General features: G+C 65.9%; 4 protein-coding genes and 2 pseudogenes. 1 reads left to right on the top strand and 5 read right to left on the bottom strand.

All coding sequences use genetic code 11. The features are described from left to right. From QHC67_RS05095 to QHC67_RS05080, 4 genes are all read right to left on the bottom strand, one after another. On the bottom strand, positions 1 to 20895 hold the full coding sequence (locus tag QHC67_RS05095; RefSeq protein ID WP_319291916.1) for a hypothetical protein: 20895 nt from the start codon (positions 20893 to 20895) through the stop codon (positions 1 to 3). A gap of 75 nt (positions 20896 to 20970) precedes the next feature. Beyond that, the gene (locus tag QHC67_RS05090; protein ID WP_319291913.1) at positions 20971 to 22527 is read right to left on the bottom strand and encodes a TolC family outer membrane protein; all 1557 of its coding nucleotides are present in this window, start codon (positions 22525 to 22527) and stop codon (positions 20971 to 20973) included. A gap of 133 nt (positions 22528 to 22660) precedes the next feature. Further along, the gene (locus tag QHC67_RS05085; protein ID WP_319291910.1) at positions 22661 to 22816 is read right to left on the bottom strand and encodes a hypothetical protein; all 156 of its coding nucleotides are present in this window, start codon (positions 22814 to 22816) and stop codon (positions 22661 to 22663) included. A 77-nt stretch (positions 22817 to 22893) separates the two neighbouring features. Beyond that, positions 22894 to 24204: an MFS transporter gene (locus tag QHC67_RS05080; protein ID WP_319291908.1), complete on the bottom strand. Its 1311-nt coding sequence runs from the start codon at positions 24202 to 24204 to the stop codon at positions 22894 to 22896. 184 nt (positions 24205 to 24388) lie between these two features. Between QHC67_RS05080 and QHC67_RS05075 the strand changes: the two are divergent. Then, positions 24389 to 24994 (top strand): annotated as a pseudogene (locus QHC67_RS05075) (dicarboxylate/amino acid:cation symporter); the annotation flags it as partial. A gap of 107 nt (positions 24995 to 25101) precedes the next feature. Here the strand turns inward: QHC67_RS05075 and QHC67_RS05070 are convergent. Continuing rightward, positions 25102 to 25551 (bottom strand): annotated as a pseudogene (locus tag QHC67_RS05070) (IS6-like element IS6100 family transposase); the annotation flags it as partial.

The raw sequence follows: 25551 nt of genomic DNA, 5'->3' as shown, positions 1-25551 counted from the left end.
TCAGATCACGCTGAGGCGCGCAACTTCCGTTGTCATGTTCGCGTCGCTGTAGAGCGTATATTCATTGCCTGCCTGCGTGTAGTGCGCGGACGCGTCCATGGTCAGGCTGTCATTGGCATCGAAGTTGACGGTCAGGTGCGACGTGTTGCCGCTGCCGACGATCGACTGGATGAAATTGGCATCGATGTTGAGGCTGCCCTGAACGCCGGTGCCACCGAAGTCGATTTCCTCGGTATGGGTGAGGACGCTGAGCAGGCTGCCGCTGTTCACCGGGCCGCCGCTGTTGGCGAGCGTCACCGTGTCATAGCCAGCGCCGCCATCGACTGACCAGGCTTGCGCCAGATTCAGTGTGAAGCCGTCGTTGAAGCTGCTGCCGGTGACACGCTCCATTCCGTTGAGAGTGTCGCCAGCGGCATCGCCTGCCGAGCCTGTTCCGGTCGCGCCGGACAGGTTGAGCAAGACTGCCGCCGCCGAGCCCGAGTAATCGGCCGTGTCGGTGTCAGCACCGCCTGTCAGTATGTCGGCGCCTCCGCCACCGATCAGGGTGTCGTTGCCCGCGCCGCCGTTCAGGGTATTGGCCGATCCATTGCCGATCAACGTATCGGCCTGGGCCGAGCCTGTCAGATGCTCGATTGCGATGTAGCTGTCGCCCGCCGCATCGCCGGTGTTCGACGCGTTGTTGGCCAGGCTGGCGACGACACCGCTGGAGGCACTCGCGTAGCTGGCGGTGTCGTTGCCGGCCCCGCCGTCCAGAACGTCCCCGCCTGCGCCACCTGACAAGATATCGTCGCCGTTGCCGCCGCTCAGCGTGTTCGCGCCTGCGTCGCCGCTCAGCATGTCGGCAAAGGCCGAGCCGATCAGCCTTTCGATGCTGCTGTAGCTGTCGCTCGTAGCTTCACCCGTATTGGCGAGGCTGTTGGCGAGATTGGCTGTGATGCCTGCGGTAGAATTGGCATAGCTTGCCGTGTCGTTGCCGGAGCCGCCCGTCAGCGTATCCGCGCCGAGCCCGCCCGCCAGTATGTCGTTGCCATCGCCGCCGACCAGCGTGTTGGCGCCCGCGTCACCGATCAGCATGTCGGCAAAGGCCGAGCCGATGATGATTTCGATGCCGCTCAACGTATCGCCCGCAGCGTCCGAGCCGCTTCCGGCGGTGCCATTCATGTAGACGGTCACCGCTGCGCCCGCGCCGCTATAGTCTGCGGTATCGATGCCCGCGCCGCCCGTCAGGGCATCCGAGCCGAGCCCGCCGATCAGAATGTCGTCGCCATTACCGCCGTCCAGCGCGTTGGCGCTTCCATCGCCCGTCAGCGTATCGTTATTCACTGAGCCGGTCAGGTTTTCGACGCCACTGTAGCTGTCACCCGCCGCATCTCCGGTATTGCCAGCGGCATTGGCCAGACTTGCGATAACGGCTGCGTTTGCGTTGGCGTAGCTGGCGGTATCGGAGCCGGTGTTGCCGATCAGCACGTCCGCGCCTGCACCGCCGACCAGCGTATCGTTGCCGAGGCCACCGTCCAGCGTGTTCGCGTTGCCATCGCCTGTCAACGTATCGGCATAATCCGAACCCAGCAGGTTTTCGATTGCCGTCAGGGCGTCGCCCTGCGCGTCGCCGCCGGAACCCGACTGGCCGTTGAGATAGGCACTGATGCCGGACGCCGACGATGCGTAGCTCGCCGTGTCGGTGCCTGCGCCGCCGTCCATAGTGTCCGAGCCCGTGCCGCCGACCAGCGTATCGTTGCCAGCCTCGCCATAAAGTTTGTCCGCGCCCGCGCCACCCTGGATCGTATCGTTGCCGTCACGTCCATAGAGTGTGTCTTCGCCGGTGCTGCCTGCCATCGTGTCTGCATGTGCGCTGCCGATGGCGATCTCAAAGCCACTCAGCGTATCGCCTGCCGCGTCACCGCCGGTCTGCGCTCCGCCAGCCAGGGATAGGGAAACCGCGGCGCTGGATGCGCTGTAATCGATGGTGTCGGTGTCGCCGCCGCCGATCAGAATGTCCGCACCCACGCTGCCGTAGATGATGTCGTCACCCAAGCCGCCATCCAGTCGCTCACTGACCGTTCCGCCGCTCAGGCTGTCGGCGAAGTTGGTGCCTGCCACGCCTTCGATGGAAGTGAACGTATCGCCTGACGCATCGCTGCCGGTGACGACCAGCGACCCGCTGGCGAAGCTGGCGGCGATGCCAGCCGCCGACGTGATGTAGGACACGGTGTCCGTGCCCAGGCCGCCGTCCAGAGAGTCCCCGCCTGCGCCACCGACAAGGATGTCGTTGCCGCTGCCGCCGATCAGCGTCTGGCTGCCGGTGGTTCCGTATAGCATGTCGTCATAGTCGGACCCTACCAACGTTTCGATGTTGGAGAGGCGATCGCCCTGGGCTTCGCCGCCGGTGCCGAGCGTGACGCCATCCAGATAGGCAACCACGCCTGCCGTCGAGAGGGCATAGGTGGCAATGTCGGTGCCCGCGCCGCCATCGATGGTGTCGGCGCCGGAGCCACCGCTCAGCGTGTCGTTACCACCGTCGCCATTCAGGATGTCGTCGCCGACATTGCCGCGAATATCGTCATTGCCATTGCCGCCGCTCAACGTCTCATTGGCGTTGGAGCCGATGATGGTGTCGTTGTACGCCGAGCCGATGGCGGCCTCTATCGAAAGCAGGACGTCGCCCTGCGCGTCGCCATTCGCCGATGTCGTGCCGTCCAGATTGAGCGTGACGGCGCTGCCTGAGTCCGCATAGTCGGCAGTGTCTATGCCCGCTCCGCCGTTCAACTGATCGGCACCCGCGCCGCCGTGCAGATAGTCGTTGCCATCGTTGCCGTTCAACACGTTGTCGCCGCTGGTGCCGTACAAAATGTCTGCGTTCAGGCTGCCCGTGACATTCTCAATGCTGACATAGCTGTCGCCCGCCGCATCGCCGCCCGAGCCGCCAGCGCCATTAGTAATGTCGAGGCGTACCGTGACGGCGCTGGCCGACGCGGAATAGTCGACGGTATCTGCCTGGCTGCCGCCATCGATCAGGTCCGCGCCAGCATCGCCCCGGATCACATCCGCGCCGTCGTTGCCGTAAATCCGGTTGTCGCCGGCGCTGCCCCAGAGCGTATCGTTCAGGTTCGTGCCCACCAGGATCTCGATGTTGGTCAGGCGGTCGCCTGCCGCTTCGCCCAGCGTACCCGCCACGCCATCGAGGCCGATGCTGATTCCCGTCCCGGCGCCTGCATAGGATGCCGTATCGATCCCTGCGCCACCGTCGATGGTGTCGGCGCCGCCCAGGCCCCGGAACCATTCATCCGCGTTCGTGCCATAAGCCGTGTCGTTCTGGTTGGTGAGATAGACGACCTGCATATTGGTGTAGGTGTCGCCTGCCGCATCGCCGCCCACGCCCTGTGTCGTCCCATTGAGGTAGATGGTGACGCCGGTGCTCAGCGATACATTCGCCGGATTATTGGGATCGGTGCCGAAGTAGAGGGTGTTGGTGCCAAGGCCGCCGATGATCGTGTCCGCGCCCGCGCCGCCGCTGATCATGTCGTCACCATCGCCGCCATTAAGCGTGTCGTTGCCTGCCAAGCCGGACAGGCGATCGTTGCCCGCACCGCCTAGGATGACATTCACGCCGCTGGTGCCGATCAGCGTATCATTATTCCCCGAGCCCGTGATGTTTTCGATCGAGACATAGGTGTCGGCCAGCGCATCGCCACCCTGGCCGGTGCCTCCCAGATCGACGGTCACGCCCGCGGCGCTGAGGCTGTAGTCGATGGTGTCGGTGCCGTCGCCGCCGTCGTTCTTGTCCGTGCCAGCGCCGCCCATGATGATGTCATTGCCAACGCCGCCGTTCAGCGTGTCATTGTCCGCGCCGCCGTCGATGATGTCATCGCCGTTATTGCCGTTGATCACGTTCTGGACGGCATCGCCCGTCAAGGTATCGGCGGAATTCGACCCATTGAGATTGACGAAGTTGAGCAGCGTATCGCCCGCCGCATCGCCCAAGGTACCGGTCCCCGCCAGCAGCGACACGGCTACGCCCGACGAGGCGGAGATGTAGGTCAGGGTGTTGATGTCGAGGCCACCGTCCAGCACATCCGCGCCGCTGCCGCCATCGATGGTGTCATTGCCGGCTTGGCCATAGATGGTGTCTGCGCCGGAGCCTCCGTTCAGCGTGTCGTTGCCGTCTTCGCCGTACAGCGTATCTGCGCCGCCATTGCCGGAGAGGGTGTCGCCTCCAAGCCCGCCCCAGATGATGTTCGCGTTGTTATCGCCGCTCAGGACATCGATAGAATTGGAGCCTTGCAGGTTTTCGAAGTTCGTGAGGGTGTCGCCTGCCGCATCTGTGCCGGTGCCCGTACCGGAGCCGGTTAGCAGCGACACGGTGACGCCCGCACCGCTGTTGGAATAGCTCGCGGTGTCGGTCCCCGTGCCGCCGTCCATCACGTCCGCGCCGCCACCGCCCTGAATGGTGTCGTCGCCGTCCCCGCCCTGAATGTTGTTAGCGCTGCCCGAGCCGATGATCACATCGCTATAGGCCGTCCCGATGGCGTTCTCGATGCTGATATAGCTGTCGCCGGCCGCGTAGCCGCCGCCGCCGTTGCTACCCAGATTGATGGAAATCCCCGCGGTGCTGACGCTGTAGTCCACCGTATCTGTGCCGCCGCCGCCGTTTATGGTTTCGGCACTGGCGGACGCTACGAAGGTATCGGCGGAGCCTGACAGCGTGAAACGCTCGACATTGACGAAGGTGTCGCCCTGGGCGATGCCGGTGGAGAGGGCCGCATTGTTGCGGTTTACGATAAGGCCGCTCGTCGAGCCGCTATAGTCCACCGTGTCGATGTCCGCGCCGCCGTCGATCGTGTCCGCGCCAAGGCCGGCGGCGATCAGATCGTCTCCGGCGCCGCCCAGGATGGTGTCTGCATTGTCTGAACCGATGATGATGTCAGCCAGCGCGGACCCGACGACGCGTTCGATGTTGATAAGGATATCGCCATTTGCGTCGCCTGCAACGCCTGCCTGGCCGTCCATGCGGACGGAGATGCCGCCCGACGAGGAATAATCGGCAGTGTCGAAGCCTGCGCCGCCATCGAGAGTGTCCGCGCCCGATCCGCCGACCAGCGTATCGTCGCCGTCATTGCCGAACAGCGTTTCGTTGACGCCGGTGCCGTAGATCGTGTCGGCGTAGGAGGAGCCGAGGACGCGTTCGACTGACTGTATCATGTCGCCCGCTGCGTTACCGCCGGAAGAGGCCGTACCATCGAGTCGCAGGGTGATCCCTGCGAGTGAGCCGGTATAGTCTACGGTATCGGTGCCAGTGCCGCCGTCGATGGTGTCGGCCTGTGCAAAACTGATGAAGGTGTCGTTGCCGCCCCAGCCCCACAGGACCGTGGACGCCGTGGTGCCGCCGCGAAGAGTATCGCCATAGGCAAGCGAGCCTTCGATCCGTTCTATGCCCGACAGTGTGTCGCCTGCGGCCCAACCGCCCGATCCTGCAGTGCCATCGTTGGCGATTGTGACTGCCGCGCCGGAGTTGCGATAATCGGCGGTATCGGTGCCGTTGCCGCCGATAAGCTGATCCGCGCCGAGGCCGCTGGCGATAATGTCGTTGCCCTCGCCGCCGTTCAGAATATCCGCGCCATTCGCGCCGAACAGGAAGTCGTCGCCTGCGCCTGACAAGATCGTCGAGCCATTGGCGCTGGCCGTTATCTCATCGTTCTGCCCCGAACCGATCACGATCTCGACGTCGAAGATCTGGTCGCCCGCCGCGTCGCCGGCGGTGCCGAAGCTGCCGTCGAGATAGATCTTCATGCCGCTGGAAAGCGACGCCGAATAATCGACGGTGTCCACGCCGTCGCCGCCGCGATAGATATCCGCGCCCGCGCTGTTGATGAAGCTGTCGTTGCCCGACGCGCCCGTGAAATCCTCGTTGGCGCTGCTGCCCTCGAAACGATCATTAAACGCCGAGCCGACGACTTTCTCGATGCCGGAAAGCGTGTCGCCTTCGGCATCGCCGCCGCTGGATGCTGCTGCCATGCGGATCGTGACCGCCGAAGCCGACGCCGAGTAGTCGGCGGTGTCGATGCCGCTGCCGCCCGTCAGCGCGTCAGCGCCTGCGCCACCGATCAGCGTATCGTCGCCGATGCCGCCCGCCAGCACATCGTCACCCGCTTCGCCGCGCAGCAAGTCGTCGCCATCGAAGCCGTCGAAATTGTCTGCGCCCGCGCCGCCGATCAGGATGTCGCCAAGGCGGGATCCGACGAAGCGCTCGACATTGGCAAAGGTGTCGCCCGCCGCGTCGCCGCCGGACGCCGTGCCCTGGGTAAGGTCGATGATGACTGCCGAGCTGGAGGTGCTGTAGCTGACGGTATCGATGCCCGCGCCGCCATCCATCTGGTCTGCGCCGCCGTCGCCGCGTAGCGTGTCGTTGCCGCCTTCGCCCATCAGTATGTCGACGCCGGTGCCGCCCGACACTACGTCATCGCCATCGCCGCCAAGCAGCGTGTCGTCGGAGAAGGTGCCGGTGATCGTATCGGCGAAGGCTGATCCAATGACGGACTCCACGCCGGTCAGGCGGTCGCCAGCGGCAATGTCGCCGCTGCCGGAGGAACCATCGAGATTCACGGTTACTCCGGCCGCCGCAGCGGCGTAGCTGACTCGGTCGAAGCCTGCGCCGCCGGTCAGCGTATCCGCGCCTGCACTGCCGATCAGCACGTCGTCCCCTGCGCCGCCGTCCAGCGTTTCCGCCGATGCGCCGCCTGCCAGCGTGTCGGCATAGTCCGAACCCAGCAGACGTTCGATGGAGACGAGGGTGTCGCCATTGGCTTCGCCGCCAGTGCCGCTGTTGGTGGCGAGGCTGACGGTGACGCCGCTGGTGGCATGTTCGTAGGAAGCCGTGTCGGTGCCGTTGCCGCCGTCGATGGCGTCGGCGCCTGCGCCGCCTTCGATCACGTCATTGCCGTCCTGGCCGATCAATATGTCCGCGTTCGCGCCGCCGATCAGCGTGTCGCCGAATGTGGAGCCGATGATCCGTTCGATGTTGAGGAGGGTGTCGCCGGTGGCGCTGCCGCCAGCGCCCTGGTCGATGCCGTTATTGTAGACGGTGACTGCCGCCGTCGACGCGGAGTAGTCCGCCGTGTCGGTGCCGATGCCACCGTCCAGCGTATCGCTGCCCTGACCGCCGACGAGCGTATCGTCGCCCGATCCGCCGTCCAATGTGTCGCCGCCGGCACCGCCGTCGAGGGCGTCGTCGCCCGCGCCGCCAACAAGGCTATCGGCATTGGCCGAACCTGTCAGAGTGTCGTTATTGGCCGATCCGACGACTCGCTCGATCGTGGAGAGCGTGTCGCCCTGTGCGTCGCCGCCCGTTCCGGTACCTGTCGCAAGGTTGATGGCGACGGCGGCGGCCGATGCCGAATAATTTGCCGTGTCGAAGCCGTCGCCGCCCGTTAGCGCGTCGGCTCCCGCGCCGCCGATCAGCGTGTCGTCGCCGGAATTGCCGATCAGGCTGTCGGCACCTGTGCTGCCGTAAAGAGTATCGGCATTGGCCGAGCCGCGTAGGGTTTCGATGTTGACGAGGGTGTCGCCATTCGCGTCGCCGCCAATGCCTGCGGTGCCGTCGAGATAGGCAGTGACGCCTGTGGCCGATGCGGAATAGTCCGCTATGTCGGTGCCTGCGCCGCCATCCAGCGCGTCCGCACCTGCGCCGCCCGAAAGCGTGTCATTGCCGTCGTCGCCGAACAGTTGGTCGATGCCGCTATTGCCTTGAAGCACATCGTCGCCCGCGCCGCCTTCGATGCGGTCATTGCCCGCGCTGCCGGCGATCGTGTCGCCATAGGCCGATCCGATAACGCGCTCGATATTGGTCAGCGTGTCGCCCAGGGCGTCGCCGCCACTGCTGGCGACGCCATCCATGCGCACGATCACGCCTGCAGCGGCTGCGGCGTAGCTTGCGGTGTCAGTGCCCGCGCCGCCGTCGAGGCTGTCCGCGCCTGCGCCGCCGACCAATGTGTCGTCGCCGGTGCCGCCGGAGAGGCTGTCGTTGCCAGCCGCGCCCGTGAGTACGTCATCGCCTGCACCACCGAGGATGGTGTCGGCATTGGCGGAGCCGGTGATGCTGTCGTTCTGGCTGGTGCCGATGACCTGCTCTACGCCGTTCAGCACGTCGCCTGCAGCAAAGCCGCCGGTCGATGCCGTGCCGTCCATGTACACAGTCACGGCCACCGCATTGTTGGAATAATCCACCATGTCGAAGCCGCTGCCGCCGGTCAGGATGTCCGCGCCTGCACTGCTGTAGAGAATGTCGTCGCCCGTGCCGCCATCGACCAGATCGCCGCTGGTGGAGCCATAGATGTTGTCAGCCTGGCTGGAGCCGATAACGGACTCGATGCCGGTAAGGACATCGCCCTCCGCATCACCGCCGACCGAGACGGTGCCGTCCATGTAAAGCGTCACGCCTGCCAATGACGTGGCATAGGTCGCGATGTCGGTTCCCGCGCCGCCGTCGATGATGTCCGCGCCGAGGCCGCCCGCCAGCGTATCGTCGCCTGCTTCGCCGCGCAGGGTGTCGTCGCCGCCGCCGCCCTGGAGCAGGTCTGCGCCAAGGCCACCCAGCAGGGTTTCCGCGCCATTGCCGCCGAACATGCGATCGTCGAATGCAGAGCCGATCAACTGCTCGATATTGACGAGGATGTCGCCTGCCGCATCGTTGCGGCTGCCCGATGTGCCGTCGAGATAGACAGTGACTGCGCCGAGAGCGCCTGCATAGCTTGCCGTGTCGAAGCCGATGCCGCCGTCGAACTGGTCCGCGCCCGCGCCGCCGATCAGCGTGTCATCGCCCGAGCCGCCAGCGAGAATATCGTCGCCTGCGCCGCCCGAAATCGTGTCCGCGCCCGCGCCGCCCGCCAGTTCGTCGCCATTGGCCGATCCGCCGAGCGTATCGTCGAAGGCCGAGCCGAGCAGGCGTTCGATGGTGAAGAGCGTGTCACCCGTTGCGTCTCCGCCGGTGCCTGCCGTGCCGTCCAGGGCCACGGCAACGCCGCCGGTCGCTCCCGCATAATCGGCTGTGTCGGTGCCTGCGCCGCCTTCGAGACGATCCGCGCCCCCGCCGCCGACGAGGATGTCGTCGCCGGCATTGCCATAAAGCTGTTCGTCGGCCGCGCCACCGCGAATGATGTCGGATTGCGCCGAGCCCAGCACGCGCTCGATGCTGGTCAGCATGTCGCCATCGGCGTCGCCGCCGCTGCTGGCGAGGTCGTCGAGATTGACGGTCACTGCGCCGACCGATGCGGAATAGTCCGCCGTGTCGGTGCCTGCGCCGCCGTCGATCGCGTCGCTGCCTGCGCCGCCGGTCAGTATGTCGTCTCCGGTGCCGCCCTGCAGTGTGTCGCTGCCAAAGCCGCCCGAGATGATGTCCGCGCCCGCGCCGCCGATCAGCGTGTCGTCGGCGGTCGCGCCGGTCAGCACGTCGTTTTGGGCCGAACCGATGATTCGCTCGACCGAAATGAGCTGATCGCCTGCCGCATCGCCGCCAATGCCCGCCGCGCCGCCAAGGCCGATCGTCACGCCTGCGGCCGAGGCCGAATAGTCCACGGTGTCGAAGCCGCTATTGCCGTCCAGCGTGTCTGCGCCTGCAGATCCCAGGATCGTGTCGTCGCCTGCGCCGCCATTGATGCTTTCCGCCGCCGCGCCGCCGCGCAGCGTGTCGGCGAAGGCCGAGCCGATCAGCCGCTCTACATTGGCGAGCGTGTCGCCTGCCGCTTCGCCGCCGGTCTGCGCGCCGCCATCGAGGCCGACGTTCACGGCGCTTGCGGAGCTTGCATAGCTGACCGTGTCGGTGCCCGCGCCGCCGTCCAGCGTGTCCGCGCCGGTTCCGCCGAGCAGCAGGTCGTCGCCTGCCCCGCCGAGCAGGCTGTCATTACCTGCGCCGCCGTTCAATATGTCCGCGCCTGCATTGCCTTCCAGCGTGTCGGCGGCACTGGTGCCGTTCAGCGTGTCGTCGTTGAGCGAACCGATGACGCGTTCGATATCGGTGAGGGTGTCGCCAGCGGCGTCGCCGCCCAGCGAAACCGAGCCGTCGAGGTTGACGGTGACGGCAGCCGTCGATGCCGAATAGTCGGCGGTGTCGGTGCCTGCGCCGCCGTCCAGTGTGTCCGCGCCTGCGCTGCCGAACACGATGTCGTTGCCCGCGCCGCCGAGCAGCGTGTCCGCGCCGATGCGGCCGGAGAGGCTGTCGGCAAAGGCCGAGCCTTCGAGGATTTCCGCATTGGTGATCACGTCACCGGCAGCGTCACCGCCTGTGCCGATCGTACCTGCCAGGGACGCCGTGACGCCCTGTGCCGACCCGGCGTAGCTGACGGTGTCGAGGCCGTTGCCGCCGTCGATGCTGTCCGCGCCTGCGCCGCCGGTCAGCATATCGTCGCCCGATCCGCCGAGGAGGGTGTCATTGCCCGCAGCGCCGGAAATGATATCGTCGCCTGCCTGGCCGGAGAGTATGTCTGCGCCAGCGCCGCCCGTCAGCACGTCGCTATCGCCGGAGCCCAGCACGCGTTCGATGCTGACATAGCTGTCGCCCTGCGCATCGCCGCCGATGCCCGTCGATCCGTCCAGCACGACCGTAACGCCCGTTGTGGACGTGCTGTAGTCGGCCGTATCTGTGCCCGCGCCGCCGTCCAGCACGTCCGCGCCCGCTCCACCCGAAAGTATGTCGTTGCCCGCACCGCCAAGCAGCGTGTCGCCGCCGCCATTGCCGGTAAGCGTATCGTTGCCGCCAGCGCCCTCCAGCGTTTCGCCCGCGGAGCCGCCAGTGATGATGTCGTCAAAGGCCGAGCCGACGATGCGCTCGATGCGGACCAGCGTGTCGCCTGCCGCATCGCCGCCCGACGCGCTCGATCCGTCGAGGATGACCTGGATGCCTGTTGCTGAAGTGGAATAGTCTGCGGTGTCGAAGCCTGCGCCGCCGTCCAGCGTGTCCGCGCCAATGCCACCCGACAGGATGTCGTCGCCAGTGCCGCCATCGATGATGTCCGCGCCTGCGCCGCCGGACAGGGTGTCCACGCCTGCGCCGCCCTCGATTGTCTCGTCGCCGGTCGATCCGGTCACGCTGTCGTCGAAGTCGGACCCGATGATGCGTTCGATGTTGACAAAACTGTCGCCCTGCGCGTCGCCGCCAGTCCCGGTGCCGTTAAGCAGGTCGATGGTTACGCCGCCGGCCGAATTTGCGAAGCTGACGGTGTCGACGCCGCTGCCGCCGTCGAATGCGTCTGCGCCTGCGCCGCCGTCCATGCTGTCATTGCCGGAGCCGCCGAGCAGGCTGTCATTGCCAGCGCCGCCGCTCAACACGTCGTCGCCCGCGCCACCTTCCAATATGTCGCTGCCGATGGAACCGGAGAGGCTGTCCGCCTGGTTCGAGCCGACAATGCGCTCGATCTGGACCAGCCGGTCGCCCGATGCGTCGCCGCTGGAGCCGAAGCTGCCGTCGAGGGCCACGGTGACGCCTGCGCTCGATGCGGAGTAGTCCGCCGTGTCCGTACCTGCGCCGCCAATCAGCGTATCGTTGCCAAGGCTGCCGGTCAGCACGTCGTTGCCTGCGCCGCCGTCCAGCGTTTCGCTGTCATTGCCGCCGATCAGGCGGTCGGCATTGGCCGAGCCCACGATGCGTTCGATGCCGGTCAGCGTATCGCCAGCTGCATCCCCGCCTATGCCGGTGCTGCCGTCGAGGCCGACAGTCACGCCCTGCGCCGAGGCCGAGTAATCGGCCGTATCCGTGTCGACGCCGCCGTCCAGTATATCCGCACCCGCGCTACCGCGTAGCACGTCGTCGCCCAGCGCCCCGCGCAGGGTCTCTGCGCCTGCACCGCCGCCCAGCGTGTCGTCGAAGTCGGAGCCGAGCAGGATTTCGATCCCGGTCAGCGTGTCGCCCTGTGCGGTACCGCCTGTGCCCGCGCTGCCATCCAGGCCGATGCTGACGGCCGAGGTGGAGTCGACATAGCTTGCGGTATCGGTGCCCGTGCCGCCGTCGATCTGATCCGCGCCGTCGCCGCCGACGATGATGTCATTGCCTGCGCCGCCGCCCAGGCTGTCATTGCCGCCAGCGCCTTCGAGGCGGTCGTCGCCTGCGCCGCCGTCGATGCTGTCCGCCAGCGATCCGCCGATCAGGGTGTCGCCATTGGCGGAACCGACGAGCCGTTCGACATTCAGCAGCACGTCGCCCGCCGCGTCGCCACCGCTGCCCGCACGGCCGTCCAGATAGGCCGTGACCGCCGAACCCGAGGCGCTGTAGTCGATAGTGTCGGTGCCGCCTTCGCCATCCAGCGTGTCCGCGCCAGCGCTGCCCAGCAATATGTCGTCGCCCGCGCCGCCGAACAGGGTTTCAGCGCCTGCGCCGCCGCCCAATGTGTCGGCAAAGGCCGAACCGACGAGCCGCTCGACATTGGCAAGCGTATCACCCAGTGCCTCGCCGGCCGTGCCTGCCGCGCCCGACAGGCCGATGGCCACACCCGACGCCGCATCGGCGTAGCTGACCGTGTCGGTGCCGCTGCCGCCATCGATGCTGTCTGCACCCAGGCCGCCTGCCAGGATATCGTCGCCGGTGCCGCCCGTCAGAATGTCATTGCCCGCGCCGCCGGTGACGCTGTCGTCGCCCGCTGCGCCGTCCAGTACGTCGTCGGCATTGCCGCCGATGATAACGTCGCCCTGCCCTGAACCAGTGACGCCTTCGATGCCCGAGAGCACGTCGCCTTCGGCATCGCCGCCAGTGCTGGGGCCGCCATCCAGGCGCACGTTCACGCCTGCGCTGGAGCCCGCATAGCTGGTGGTATCGAAGCCGGAGCCGCCGATCAGCGTATCCGCGCCTGCGCCGCCCAGCAGAAGATCGTCGCCCAAGCCACCGATCAAAGTGTCGGAGCCTGCATTGCCGCGCAGGATGTCGTTGCCTGCGCCGCCGTCCAAGGTTTCGTTCTGGCTCGTGCCGGTGATCGTGTCGTCAAGGCTTGAGCCGATGACGTTCTCGATGGAGGACAGGGTATCGCCCTGCGCGTCGCCGCCCGCGGACAGCGAACCGTCCAGATTGATGGTGATCGCGCCGGTCGAGGTCGAATAGTCCGCCGTGTCGCTGCCCGCGCCCCCCGACAAGGCGTCCGCGCCTGCGCCGCCGTTCAGTATGTCGTCGCCGGTTCCGCCCGAGAGGCTGTCGTTACCGGCGCCGCCCTGAAGCACGTCGTCGCCTGCATTGCCGTGCAGTTCGTCGGCATTGGCCGAGCCGCCGATGGTGTCGGCAAAGCCGCTGCCTTCGACGATTTCGATGCTTGCGAAGCTATCGCCTGCCGCATCGCCGCCCGTGCCGCCGGCAGTGAGGTTCAGGGTCACGCCAGCGCCCGCCAGTGAAAAGTCCGCCGTGTCGGTGCCCGCGCCGCCATCCAGAAGGTCGGCGCCTGCGCCACCGCGCAGGATATCGTCGCCTGCATTTCCGTGCAGTTGCTCGTCAGCGGCGCTGCCGTTCAAGGTGTCGGCGAAGGCGGAGCCCGAGACCACTTCGATGTTGCTGAGCAGGTCGCCTTCGGCAAGCCCGCCGACGCTGGAAGCGCCATTCAGGTTCACCGTGACGCCTGTACCGGACACGCTGTAGTCGATCGTGTCGGTGCCGGTGCCGCCGTCTATGCTGTCCGCACCTGCGCCGCCGTCGATCGTGTCGTTACCCGCGCCGCCCAGCAGCGTATCGTCGCCGCCTGCGCCCGTGATGCTGTCGTCGCCCGCGCCGCCTTCGATGACGTCCGCTGCCGAGGATCCGGCAAGGGTGTCGGCAAAGGCCGAGCCTACGATCCGTTCGATGCTGCTGAGTGTGTCGCCCGCCGCGTCACCTTGCGTGCCGGTGCCCGTTGCCAAGGACACAGCGATGCCTGCAGACGCATCGGAGTAATCTGCCGTATCGAAACCCGCGCCACCGATCAGGCGATCCGCGCCGCCGCGGCCGCCCAGGCGATCGTCGCCCGCGCCGCCGGTCAGCGTGTCGCCAGCGGCAGTGCCCAGCAAGATGTCGTCGAAGTCCGAACCGATCAGGTTTTCGACATTGCTAAGCTGGTCGCCTTCCGCAGCGCCACCCGTCGAGGTCGAACCGTCCACGGATACTGAGACGCCGGACGTGGACGTCGAATAATCGACGGTATCGATGCCGCCGCCGCCGTCGATCCGGTCCGCGCCCGCGCCGCCGTCCAGCAAGTCATTACCCGCGCCGCCGCGCAGGTCATCGTCGCCGCCGCCGCCCGTGACTGTGTCGTTGCCTGCGCCGCCGTCCAGAACGTCCGCCACGTTGCTGCCGGTGATGACGTCGTCCAGAGTCGAGCCGATCACGCCTTCGATGCTGATGAGCTGGTCGCCGGACGCATCGCCGCCGATGCCGAGCGATCCGTCCAGTGTGACGTTTATCGCACTGGCCGACGCGGTGTAGTCCACGGTATCGAAGCCCGCGCCGCCGTCCACGATATCCGCGCCGGTGCTGCCCAAGATGCGATCGTCGCCTGCGCCGCCGCGCACGGTGTCACCGCCCGCGCCGCCGCCCAGAACGTCGCCGAAAGCCGAGCCTTCGAGAATTTCGATGCCGGACAGGCTGTCGCCCGCGCCATCGCCGCCAGTGCCGAGCGATCCGTCCAGCGAAACCGCCACGCCTGCGGTCGCGCTGGCATAGCTGGCGGTGTCGATGCCGGAGCCTCCGATAAGCTCGTCCGCACCTGCGCCACCGTCCAGCAGGTCGTCGCCGCTGCTGCCGATCAGGATGTCGCTGCCCGCGCCGCCGGTGATGATGTCGTCGCCCGCGCCGCCGGTCAGTCGCTCGTCGGCAGTGCTGCCGTTCAGCGTGTCGTCGAAGCTGGAGCCAGTGACATTCTCGATCCCGATCAACTGGTCGCCGGTCGCATCGCCACCCGAACTGGCCGAGCCGTCCAGGTTGATGGTGACGGCCACGCTGGAGGTCGAATAATCCACGGTGTCGGCTCCCGCGCCGCCGTCGATCACGTCCGCGCCCGCGCCGCCATTCAGCGTATCGTCGCCATCGCCGCCGCGTAGCGTGTCGTTGCCTGCCGCGCCGCTGATGATGTCGTTGCCTGCGCCGCCGACGAGTTCGTCGTTCTGCAAGCCGCCGGTTAGGGTGTCGTTGAAGTCCGATCCGACCAGCCGTTCGATGCCGGTCATCACGTCGCCCTGCGCGTCGCCGCCGGTGCCGGTGCTGCCGTCCAGCCCAGCGGAGATCGCGACAAGTGAGGAGGCGTAGCTTACCGTATCGAAGCCGCTACCGCCGTCGAGAAAGTCAGCGCCCGCGCCGCCTTCCAGCGTATCATTGCCCGCGCCGCCCGAGAGCGTATCGGCACCGTCGCGCCCGACGAGCACGTCGTCGCCCGCGCCGCCGGAGATGTCGTCGTCACTGGCCGCGCCACGCAGGGTGTCCGCGCCGGAGGAACCGACAAGCTTCTCGATGGAGACGAGCTGATCTCCTTCCGCGTCGCCGCCAGTGCCGGTGCCGGTCAGCAGGTCAACGATCACGCCAAGTGCCGAGCCGCTATAGTCCGCCGTATCGGCGCCCGCGCCGCCGTCCAGAAGGTCCGCGCCTGCGCGCCCTTCCAGGCGATCGTCGCCGCCGCCGCCGATCAGGTCTTCATCCGCCGCGCCGCCGGTCAGGGTGTCGGCAAAAGCCGTACCGATGACGCGTTCGATGGAGGACAGCACGTCGCCGGTCGCGTGGCCGCCGAGGCCGGTCGAGCCGTCGAGTGAAACGCTGACGCCCGCGCCCGAAGCACTGTAGTCGGCTGTGTCTCGTCCTGCGCCACCGTCGATCGTGTCGCCGCCTGCGCCGCCCTCGATGAAATCGTCGCCATCGCCGCCAATGAGCGTGTCGGTATTCGCGCCGCCGCGCAGGGTGTCGTTGCCCGCGCCGCCTTCGAGCTGGTCCGCGCCGCTGCGTCCGGTCAGCACGTCATCGAAGGTGGAGCCTATGACGACTTCGATGCTGGACAGGACGTCTCCTTCCGCGTCGCCGCCGATGCCGGTCGATCCATCCAGCGTGATCGTCACGCCAGCGGCAGAGTCGGAGTAATCGGCCGTGTCGATGCCCAGTCCGCCGTCGACGATATCGGCACCTGCACCGCCGTTCAGCAGGTCGTTGCCTTCGCCGCCCTGAAGCGTATCGCCGCCTGCGCCGCCCAGCAGCGTGTCGTCGCCGCTGCCGCCGATCAGCAAATCCTGGCCGCCATCGCCGGAGAGCCGGTCGGCACCGCCGCCGCCTTCCAGCACTTCATCGGCACCGACGCCCGTGATGGTGTCGGCATATTCTGAGCCCAGGATCATTTCGATGTTGAGAACCGTATCGCCCGCAGCGTCGCCGCCCTGTCCGACGCTGCCGTCGAGCGTGAGCGTGATGCCGCTGGCGCTGGCCGAATAGTCGGCAATGTCGAAGCCTGCGTCGCCATCCAGAATGTCCGCGCCTGCACGACCCGCCAGCGTATCGTCGCCCGCGCCGCCCGTCAGGCTGTCCGCGCCGTCGCCGCCGATCAGGCTGTCGTTGAAGCCCGAGCCGACCACGGCTTCGATGCTAGTCAGCATGTCGCCCGCCGCGTGGCCGCCCGATGCGTTGCCGGTGCCGAGGTTGATCGCGACGCCCGCGTCGGAATCGCTGTAGTCTGCGGTGTCGAAGCCCGTGCCGCCGTCCAGCACGTCCGCGCCCGCGAGGCCGCTCAGCCGGTCGTTGCCGCCCTGGCCGCGCAATATGTCGTCATCACCCGAACCATAGAGAGTATCGGCAAAGGCGGAGCCGGAAAGGCCTTCCACATTGAGGAAGCTGTCGCCCGCCGCGTCGCCGCCCATATTGACGCGCCCGTCCAGGCCCGCGACGATAGCGGCGTTGGAAAGGCTGTAGTCGGCGATGTCGGTTCCCGCGCCGCCGTCCAGAGCATCGGCCCCGCCGCCACCCTGCAGCATGTCGTTTCCCTGGCCGCCGTCCAGCGTGTCGCTGCCGGTGCTGCCAGTGATCCGGTCGTCGAAGGCCGAGCCGATGATATGTTCGATCTGCGAGAGCCGGTCGCCCTGCGCGTCTCCGCCAAGGCCGATGGCCCCGTCATTGGACACGATGATGTTGGAGGACGATTGCGAGTAGTCGGCCGTGTCGAAGCCCGCGCCGCCGATCAGCTCGTCGCTGCCGAGGCCGCCGCGCAGCACGTCGTCGCCTGCGCCGCCCGACAGGCGGTTGGCATTGTCGTTGCCGGTGAGTTCGTCGGCGAAAACAGAGCCATTCACGCCTTCGATGTCGATCAGGCTGTCACCTGCCGCATCGCCGCCGCTGCCGAGCGATCCGTCGAGGGCAATGCGTACGCCGGCCGCCGAACCAGCGTAATCCGCGATGTCGAAGCCGACGCCGCCTTGGAGGATGTCCGCGCCTGCGCCGCCACTCAGTATATCGTTGCCAAGGCCGCCCGACAGGCGATTGACGCCCGCGTCGCCGCTCAGCACATCGTCATGGTCGGACCCAGACAGGTTTTCGATGCCATCGAAGCTGTCGCCCTGTGCCGTGCCGCCGGTGGCGGTGCCCGTGGCGAGGCTGGCGGTCACGCCGGTTGCGGAGTCGCTGTAGTCGGCAGTGTCGCTGCCTGCGCCGCCGACTAGATGATCGGCCCCTTGCCCGCCGCGCAGCGTGTCGTCACCGCTTTGACCATAAAGGATGTTGTCGCCGCTATCGCCGATCAGCGTGTCGGCATAGGCGCTGCCCAGCACGCGTTCGACGCCGGAGATCCGGTCGCCCTCGGCCACATCGCCGGAGGAGGCATTCCCGTCCAGCCGGACCGTGACAGCGCCCTGCGCAGCCGAATAATCCACGGTGTCGAGGCCATCGCCACCTTGCAACTGGTCCGCGCCTGCGCCGCCGACGAGAATATCGTCGCCAAGGCCGCCCTTCAGCACATTGTCCCGATCGTCGCCGGTCAGGCGGTCGGCATGGTCGGAGCCGACCAGCCGCTCGATACCCGAAAGTGTGTCGCCCTGCGCATCGCCGCCGATCCCGGTGGAACCGTCTAGGGCAACGGTAACGCCGCTGGCGGAGCCGCTATAGTCGGCGGTATCGTTGCCTTCGCCGCCCAGCAGGATATCCGCGCCAGCGCCGCCTGAGAGCATATCGTCGCCCCCGCGGCCTTCCAGCCGGTCGTCGCCTGCGCCACCGATCAGGCGGTCGTCGAGCGTAGAGCCGATCACGCGCTCGACATTGCGGAGCACATCGCCATCGGCATCGCCGCCTTCGGAAATGCCGCCGTCGAGACGCACCGTCACCGCAAAGCGCGATAGGCTATAATCCACCGTATCGGTGCCCGCGCCGCCGTCCAGAATGTCCGCGCCGCCAAGGCCCAGCAGCGTATCGTCGCCGTTATTGCCAATCAGGGTGTCCGCCCCGGACGTGCCGATCAGCGTGTCGTCGAAGCGCGAGCCTTCCAACCCCTCGATGCTGACGAAGCGGTCGCCTACGGGATCCCCGCCATCCAGCGTCGATCCGTCCAGCGCCACGCGCACGCCGGTTGCCGAACCATCGTAGCTGGCAATGTCGAAGCCGTCGCCGCCATCCAGCGTGTCCGCGCCCGCGCCGCCTTCCAGCACATCGTCGCCCAGGCCGCCGCGCAGGGTTTCCGCGCCTGCACCGCCGACGAGATGGTCCGCCTCGGTCGAGCCAGTCAGGTTTTCGATGCTGGTATAGCGGTCGCCTTCCGCGTCGCCGCCTGATCCTGCATGTCCGTCGAGATAGACGGTGACGCCAACCGCGCTGTCGCTGAAATCGACGGAGTCGGTCCCTGCGCCGCCGTCGATGATGTCTGCGCCTGCGCCGCCCTTCAGCGTGTTATCGCCAGCGTCGCCGGTAAGCCGATCGGCGAAGGCGCTGCCGGTCAGCCCTTCGATGTTGGCGAGGATGTCGCCTTGCGCGTCGCCGCCGACACCGGGCGTGCCGTCAAGCGAAACGGCTACGCCTTCCGTGCCGCCGGAATAATCCGCGACGTCGAAGCCCGTGCCACCGTCCAGACGATCGGCGCCCCCGCCGCCCCGGAGCACGTCATTGCCTGCGCTGCCTTCAAGATGCTCGTCCGCATTGCTGCCGATCAGCGTGTCGCCGCGCGCCGTGCCGATGACATGCTCGATGCTGGTCAGGGTGTCGCCTTCGGCCTCGCCGCCATGCGAGACGGTGCCGTCAAGATGGATTTCGACGCCGGGGCCTTCGGTGCCGCTCAGCGCCCTGGAGTAATCGACGGTGTCGAACCCTGCGCCGCCGTCGAGCCTGTCCGCGCCTGCGCCGCCGTCCAGCCTGTTGTCGCCTGCGTTTCCGGTCAGCTGGTCAGCATATGCCGATCCGGTCAGCCCTTCGACGCCTGAATAGCTGTCCCCGCGTGCGTAGCCGCCAGCGCCCTTGCCCGTGGCGAGATCGGCCTGCACGCCGACATTGGACTGCGCGTAGCTGACGACATCAAAGCCTGCGCCGCCGTCGATCTGGTCTTCGCCCGCGCCCGCCACGATCTTGTCATTACCGTCGCCAGCCGTGACGATGGTACCGGGCGGGTTGGAAAACAGCACATTGACCGGATCGCCGGTGACGGGATCGGTGACGACCATGTCGGACGCGCTGTTGACGATCTTGATGCCGAAATGGGTGGAGACTTCGACGCTGTTGGAGCTGTTCTTGCCGTCGGTCGACAGGCCGAGCTGGACCGGCAGGAAAAATTCGTCCTGAAAGCCGCTGGACGCCGCAGCCTTGCCATCGGCAGGCAGATTGTAGACGAGTTGGATATCAAAGGAGAAATGCGACTGGCTGGTGGGCACGTTGACGGTCTTGCCCTGCGCATCGACCATCGTCGTGATCTTGGTGATCTTGCCCTCGTCCACGGTGACGAGCCAGCCCTTGTCGGTCTGAGTTGCATTGGCGATGGAATAGCCCGCCGGAAGCGAAGGGATCAGGATCGACAGCAGTTGCAGGTTCTTGGCGGGAACCATCGCCTCGACATGCAGCACGCGCAGCGATGTGCCCGATGGCACGACATTGGGATTGTCGGCGAAGATCGTGTCGTCGCCCGAGGTGCCGCTGACGCGTTCTACCGAAGACTGCGCGCTGTAGCTCGCGTCCTTGGATGATCCCGCCCCGCCAGTCGATCCGCGGACGACCGTCGCGCCGGCTTCGGCGGCGGTAGAGACGCCCTCCTGGTTGAACAGCGTGAAGGTGAGCTTTGGAACCAGCTTGCCGATCCCTGCCGGGCCAATGGCATCATCAGGCGCGGGCTCGATGGAGCGAGCGGACGGAGGGCTGGAAGGTGCGCTGGAACTGGAGGGCGTGCTGCTGATCTTCTGGGTGAGGCGCTTGGCGTCCTCGTCCGAACGATGCTGGTTCTCCTCCTGCGCCGCGGCATTGGCCTGGCTCCTGGCTGAATCCAGCGGCTGGATGCCGGTTCCTTCGGCTGCCTTGTCGCCACTGGCTTTCTTGTCCTGCTCGTCATTCGCGGAGGAGGACGAGAGGCCGAACTTGACCGGCGACACCTGTTCCTTGATTTCGCCGACGCCATCGACGGCGGCTTCGGCGGCGACGGTCTTGTCCTTGAATATCAGCTGCGGATTGCGGCCGGAGAAGACCGCAAGCGCCATGCCGGGTATGATGATCTTGGTGCCGTCCTCGAACAACAGGACGACATCGACGTCGATGATCTCTGCTTTGAACGCGCCGTAGAAGCGCTCCAGTATGGCACGGCCGTCGTCGCTGAGCTGGACGACCTTTGCGTCTCCGTAGTTGGTGTCGACCTGCCCGGCGCTGACATCGATATCGGCAGCATCGCCAGCGGCGTCGCTGACAGCATGGGCCACGGGCGTCTTGATCGCCGCGTCCTTTCCGCCTTTACCCGAACTACCTTTGATTCTCGCCATTCCGCGAAGTCCCTACATGTTCCGGAACAGCGTATCCGCTGGCAGGTTTAGATATGGTAAACGCGAAATTTACTGTTACTTGGCCGTGCCCGGTGCAGGCACCACCAGCGGGGGCAGAGGCTCGCCGCCGCTGACGAGATCGAACAATCCGCCGAGCTTCTGGAGCACACGGAATTCGGTGGCGGTCTTGGCCGTCATGTTCGCGACCTGATTGGCGCGGGCGTTGAACAGGATCTGCTGGCTGTCGAGCAAGTCGAACACGGTGCGGCGACCTTCGCGGAATTGCTGGGCGTAGAGATCGACCACCTTCTGCGCGGATGCAATTTCCGATTCGATGGTGACTATCTTGCCGCGCGCCGCCTCAAGTGCGTTGAAATCGATGCGGATGTCCTGCTCGACTTCACGGCGGCGGCGATCCAGTTCGTAGTCGGCTTCGCGCAACCGTGCGGCGATGCGATTGCGCACGGCAATATCCGCGCCGCCATTGAAGAAATTGTAGGTGACGGTCAGCATCGCCCGCGCATCGCGATTGGTGCCGGTGCGGCCCTGGACATCGTCCCGCCAGTTGCCCTGCGCCTGAAAGGCGAGGCGGGGAAAGAAGGTGCCGGTCTGGCTGGCGCGCTGGCGATCGAGGGAGCGGCGATCCTGTACGGCCTGCGCCATTCGGGGACTGCGCTCGTCGATCAGACCCACCGCGGCATCGGCCGAAACAGGCAGGGCGGCGGCGGGTGAGGGCAGGTCGATGGCAAGGCCGGGAAGATGGTTCGTCAGGCGACGATAGGATTCGCGTGCCTGCTGGAGGGCGCTGGTCCGGTCGAGCAATGTTGCGCGCACATTGTCGAGCCGCGCCTTTGCCCGGCTGATGTCGGCGGAGGTGGTAAGGCCCAGATCGTTCTGGATCGTGACGATCTTCACGATCTTCTCGTTCGCCGCAATCTCCTGATTGGACAGGTCGACCAGCTTCTGCTGCTGGAGCAGGGCAAGATAGGCAGTAGCAATGTCATAGGCGATCGCCTCGATCCGCTCGCGCGTGGCCCACTGGGCGCTGCGGTAGGTGGCGCGGGCGCGCTTGATGTCGTTGATCGTGGTGCCGAAATCCCAGACATTCTGGCTGAGCGTGACGACGCCTTCACTCCGCCGGAGTGTCGAGTCCGCGCCGATCTGCGGCTGGTTGAGTTCGCCGCCCAGCGCGACGGTCGCGTCGAGATGCGGAAGATAGCCCGAGCGTGCTTCGTCCACGCCGTACTTCGCGTCGTCCTGGCGCGCGAGGGCGATCTGTATTTCAGGGTTGCCCTTGAGCGCTTCGACAATGGCGTCGCGCAGGGATTCCGTTGCGCCCGGCGGCGGTTCGAGATTTTCGCGGGCGGCTTGCGCGGTTGCCGCGGAGTCGGTGGGCAGCGGCGGGATCTTGCCGTCGGGTCCTATGGCATAGGGATCGTTCAAGGCCGAGATTGGGGGCGTCTCAGCGGTTGCGGCCTCGGCGAGGGTAGGCGCGTTCAGCGCGGCGACCGGTGTCCCATCGGGCTGAGGCCCTGCCACATCGGCAGCGGACAGCGCCGCCCCCTGCAGCAAAAAGGGAAGCGACAACGCTATGATGGCAGCGCTGCGCAAAATCCTGGACTTATGTGTCATGCCCTTACCGACCTTCTCTTGTCTGAGCGCGCCCGTCTTGATGCGAAGCCGCTACGATCTTTGAGAAGGGGAATGACGGAACATGGTTAAGATCGAATTAAGTGTAAAAAGGGTTGGAGTAACGCGCCGGAACCTATGCTGCGCGTTGCTCCGCAAAGATCATTTCGAGCCTCTGGATCAGGTCATCGAGGGGCGGCGTGGGTGAACGGCGGATCGATGCGGGCTTTTCACGCATCAAGCTCTGCATCCTGCGGCATACCATTGCGAAACCATCTTGCGTGTCGGCCATGTTCACATTCCCCGGTTGTCGAGAAACTTTGTATTAGAACGTGGTTAACAAAGCATTTGCACTCGTCCGACCTGCGATTAGCCGCCCGGCCTTGGGCGTGGCCTGGTTTTCCCAAATGCGAAGGCTGCATCTGGCAAAACCCAGCAGGAGATCAGCGCACCCATCAGCGTAGCGAAGCCCAGCACGCCTATGATGCCGGGCACGGTTTCGCCCCCGGCCAGCATGAGGCTCACGACGCCCACGACTGCCACGGTGATCGCGGCGTTTGTAATGTTGTTCGCCGCTATCGTGCGCGACCGCTCTTCCACCGGGCTGTGCGTTTGGAGAATGGCGTAGAGCGGCACGATGAACATACCGCCAGCAAAAGCGATGCCGAACAGGTCGGCCATTATCCGCCAACTGCCGGGGGTCTCGACGAATTCCCGGATGCCGGCACCGGGCGAGACTATGCGATAGGCGCTGGTCGAGAGCCAAAGATCTATCATGCACCCGGCAAGCGCCAGCGCCGCAATGGGCACATACCGGGCGGAGACCTGGCCCCGCAGCAGCCTGTTCACCAGCAGCGAGCCGAATGCGACGCTGAGCGAGAAGATCAGCAGGAACAGCGTGGCGACTTCCTGCCTCGCACCCAGCACGCCGCTCACCAGCGGCGCAAATTCCGCCAGAAGTATCGCTCCGACCGCAAAGAACCAGCTTATGCCGAGGATCGAAAACCAGACCATCCGCCCATGCCGCGCAGCTTTGAGGATCGTCCAGGTGCTTTTGAGTATGTTGCGTTCGATCTTCAGCCCTTCGGCGGCGGAGGGTGCCGAAGGGACGAAGAGGCTCGCGACGAAACCGAGCAAAGCGATGCCGATCGCAACGAATCCCGCCGTCATGGTGGGAATGATTCCCGCCAGCAATTGGCCGCCCAATATGGCGAGGAAAGTACCCGCTTCGATCAGGCCCGTACCGCCCATGATCTCGTTCTTGTGCAGATGCTGGGGCAGGATCGAGAACTTGACGGGCCCGAAGATCGTGGAGTGCAGCCCCATCAGGAACAGTGACCCCAGCAGCATGGGCACCGACTGCAGCCAGAAGCCGCCGAGCGCAAGGCTCATGATGCCGACTTCGGCGGTCTTGACGATGCGGACCAACTTGGCTTTGTCCCATGCGTCGGCGAGTTGGCCAGCGAGCGCGGAGAATAGGAAGTAGGGTAGGATGAAGAGGCCGGTTGCAATGGTCGCCAGCAATTTCGCCTTGTCCGGTTCGGCGGCGTAAAGGCTGAAATTGGCGAGGAACAGCAGCGCGAACTTCAGCAGGTTGTCATTGAACGCACCCAGAAACTGAACCACGAACAAAGGCGCGAAGCGGCGTTTCAAAAGCAGCGAAAGGTCTGGTGCGGCCATCAGTCACTCCGGCAAGGCATGTGGCGTAACGCACAACCTGGAGCGAAGGTAATCCAGCCAAGCGGCGTTTGCCAAGCCATAGCGCAAAGGCGCTGTGCGCGGTCGATACTGGCAGGTCGTTACGGAGCGACATATCGGCAAGCTGGCTTTCGCTAATTGGCGTCACCTGGTACACTTTCGGTTCATGTCGCAGACCGCCCGCATCCTCCTTGCTTTGATCATCGGCATCGCTGTTGGCATATTGGGCGCGCGGATGGGGTGGAATACTGCCGCGGCCATTGCCGAGCCTGTCGGCAATCTGTGGCTCGATGCCCTGCGCATGACGGTCGTGCCGTTGGTTGTGTCGCTGCTGATCACCGGCATTGGGCGTACCGCCGATAGTGCGCGGGGCGGCAAGCTGGCGTTGCGGTCGGTCCTGCTGTTCGTCGGCCTGTTGTGGCTCGTCACCCTGATCGCGGCGTTCCTGGTCCCTGCCTTGTTGAAGATGTGGCCGATGCCTGCCGAGGCGGCCGCTGCATTGAATGTGGCATTAGGACAGGCGAAACCCGATGTCGGCGCGGCGCCAAATCTTGCCGATTTCCTCAAGACGGTCGTGCCGACCAACCCGATAGCCGCCGCTGCCAGCGACGCGATGCTGCCCCTGATACTCTTTGCCACGCTGTTCGCGATTGCGGTAACGCGGCTTGAGCCACAAGCGCGTGACCGGATCACGGGGCTGTTCGGCGCCATCGAACAGGCGATGCTGGAGATCGTCAGCTGGGTGCTCTGGATAGCGCCGCTAGGTGTGTTTGCCTTGGCCTTCGTCGTAGGCATGAAGGCGGGCACATCGGCTATCGGCGCGCTGGCTCTGTTGCAAAGATTGGCGGCAGTCAGAGGTAGGCTGTCGCTCTGCGCCGATCAGGCGGCTGCTGCGAAATGGTGGTTGAGCATGCCCATGGCCTCCGTCAGCGCCGAGGGCCCAATGCCAAAAGCTCTCTCCACAAGGCGCACCTCGCCCCTGATGCCGGGCTGCAGGCACCAGGGGCGAGCCTGTCCTTTGCGCAGGGCTCGCATGACTTCGAATCCCTTGATCGTGGCATAGGCCGTGGGGATCGATTTGAAACCGCGCACCGGCTTGATCAGTATCTTGAGCTTTCCGTGATCGGCCTCGATCACGTTATTGAGATACTTCACCTGCCGGTGGGCCGTCTCCCGGTCCAGCTTTCCTTCGCGCTTCAATTCGGTGATCGCTGCACCATAGCTCGGCGCTTTGTCGGTATTGAGCGTGGCAGGCTTTTCCCAGTGCTTCAGGCCTCGCAGGGCCTTGCCCAGGAACCGCTTCGCTGCCTTGGCGCTGCGGGTCGGCGA

It is taken from the genome of Sphingobium sp., from assembly GCF_033795625.1.
Taxonomy (GTDB): Bacteria; Pseudomonadota; Alphaproteobacteria; order Sphingomonadales; family Sphingomonadaceae; genus Sphingobium.
This window is presented reverse-complemented; position numbering and strand designations above follow the sequence as displayed.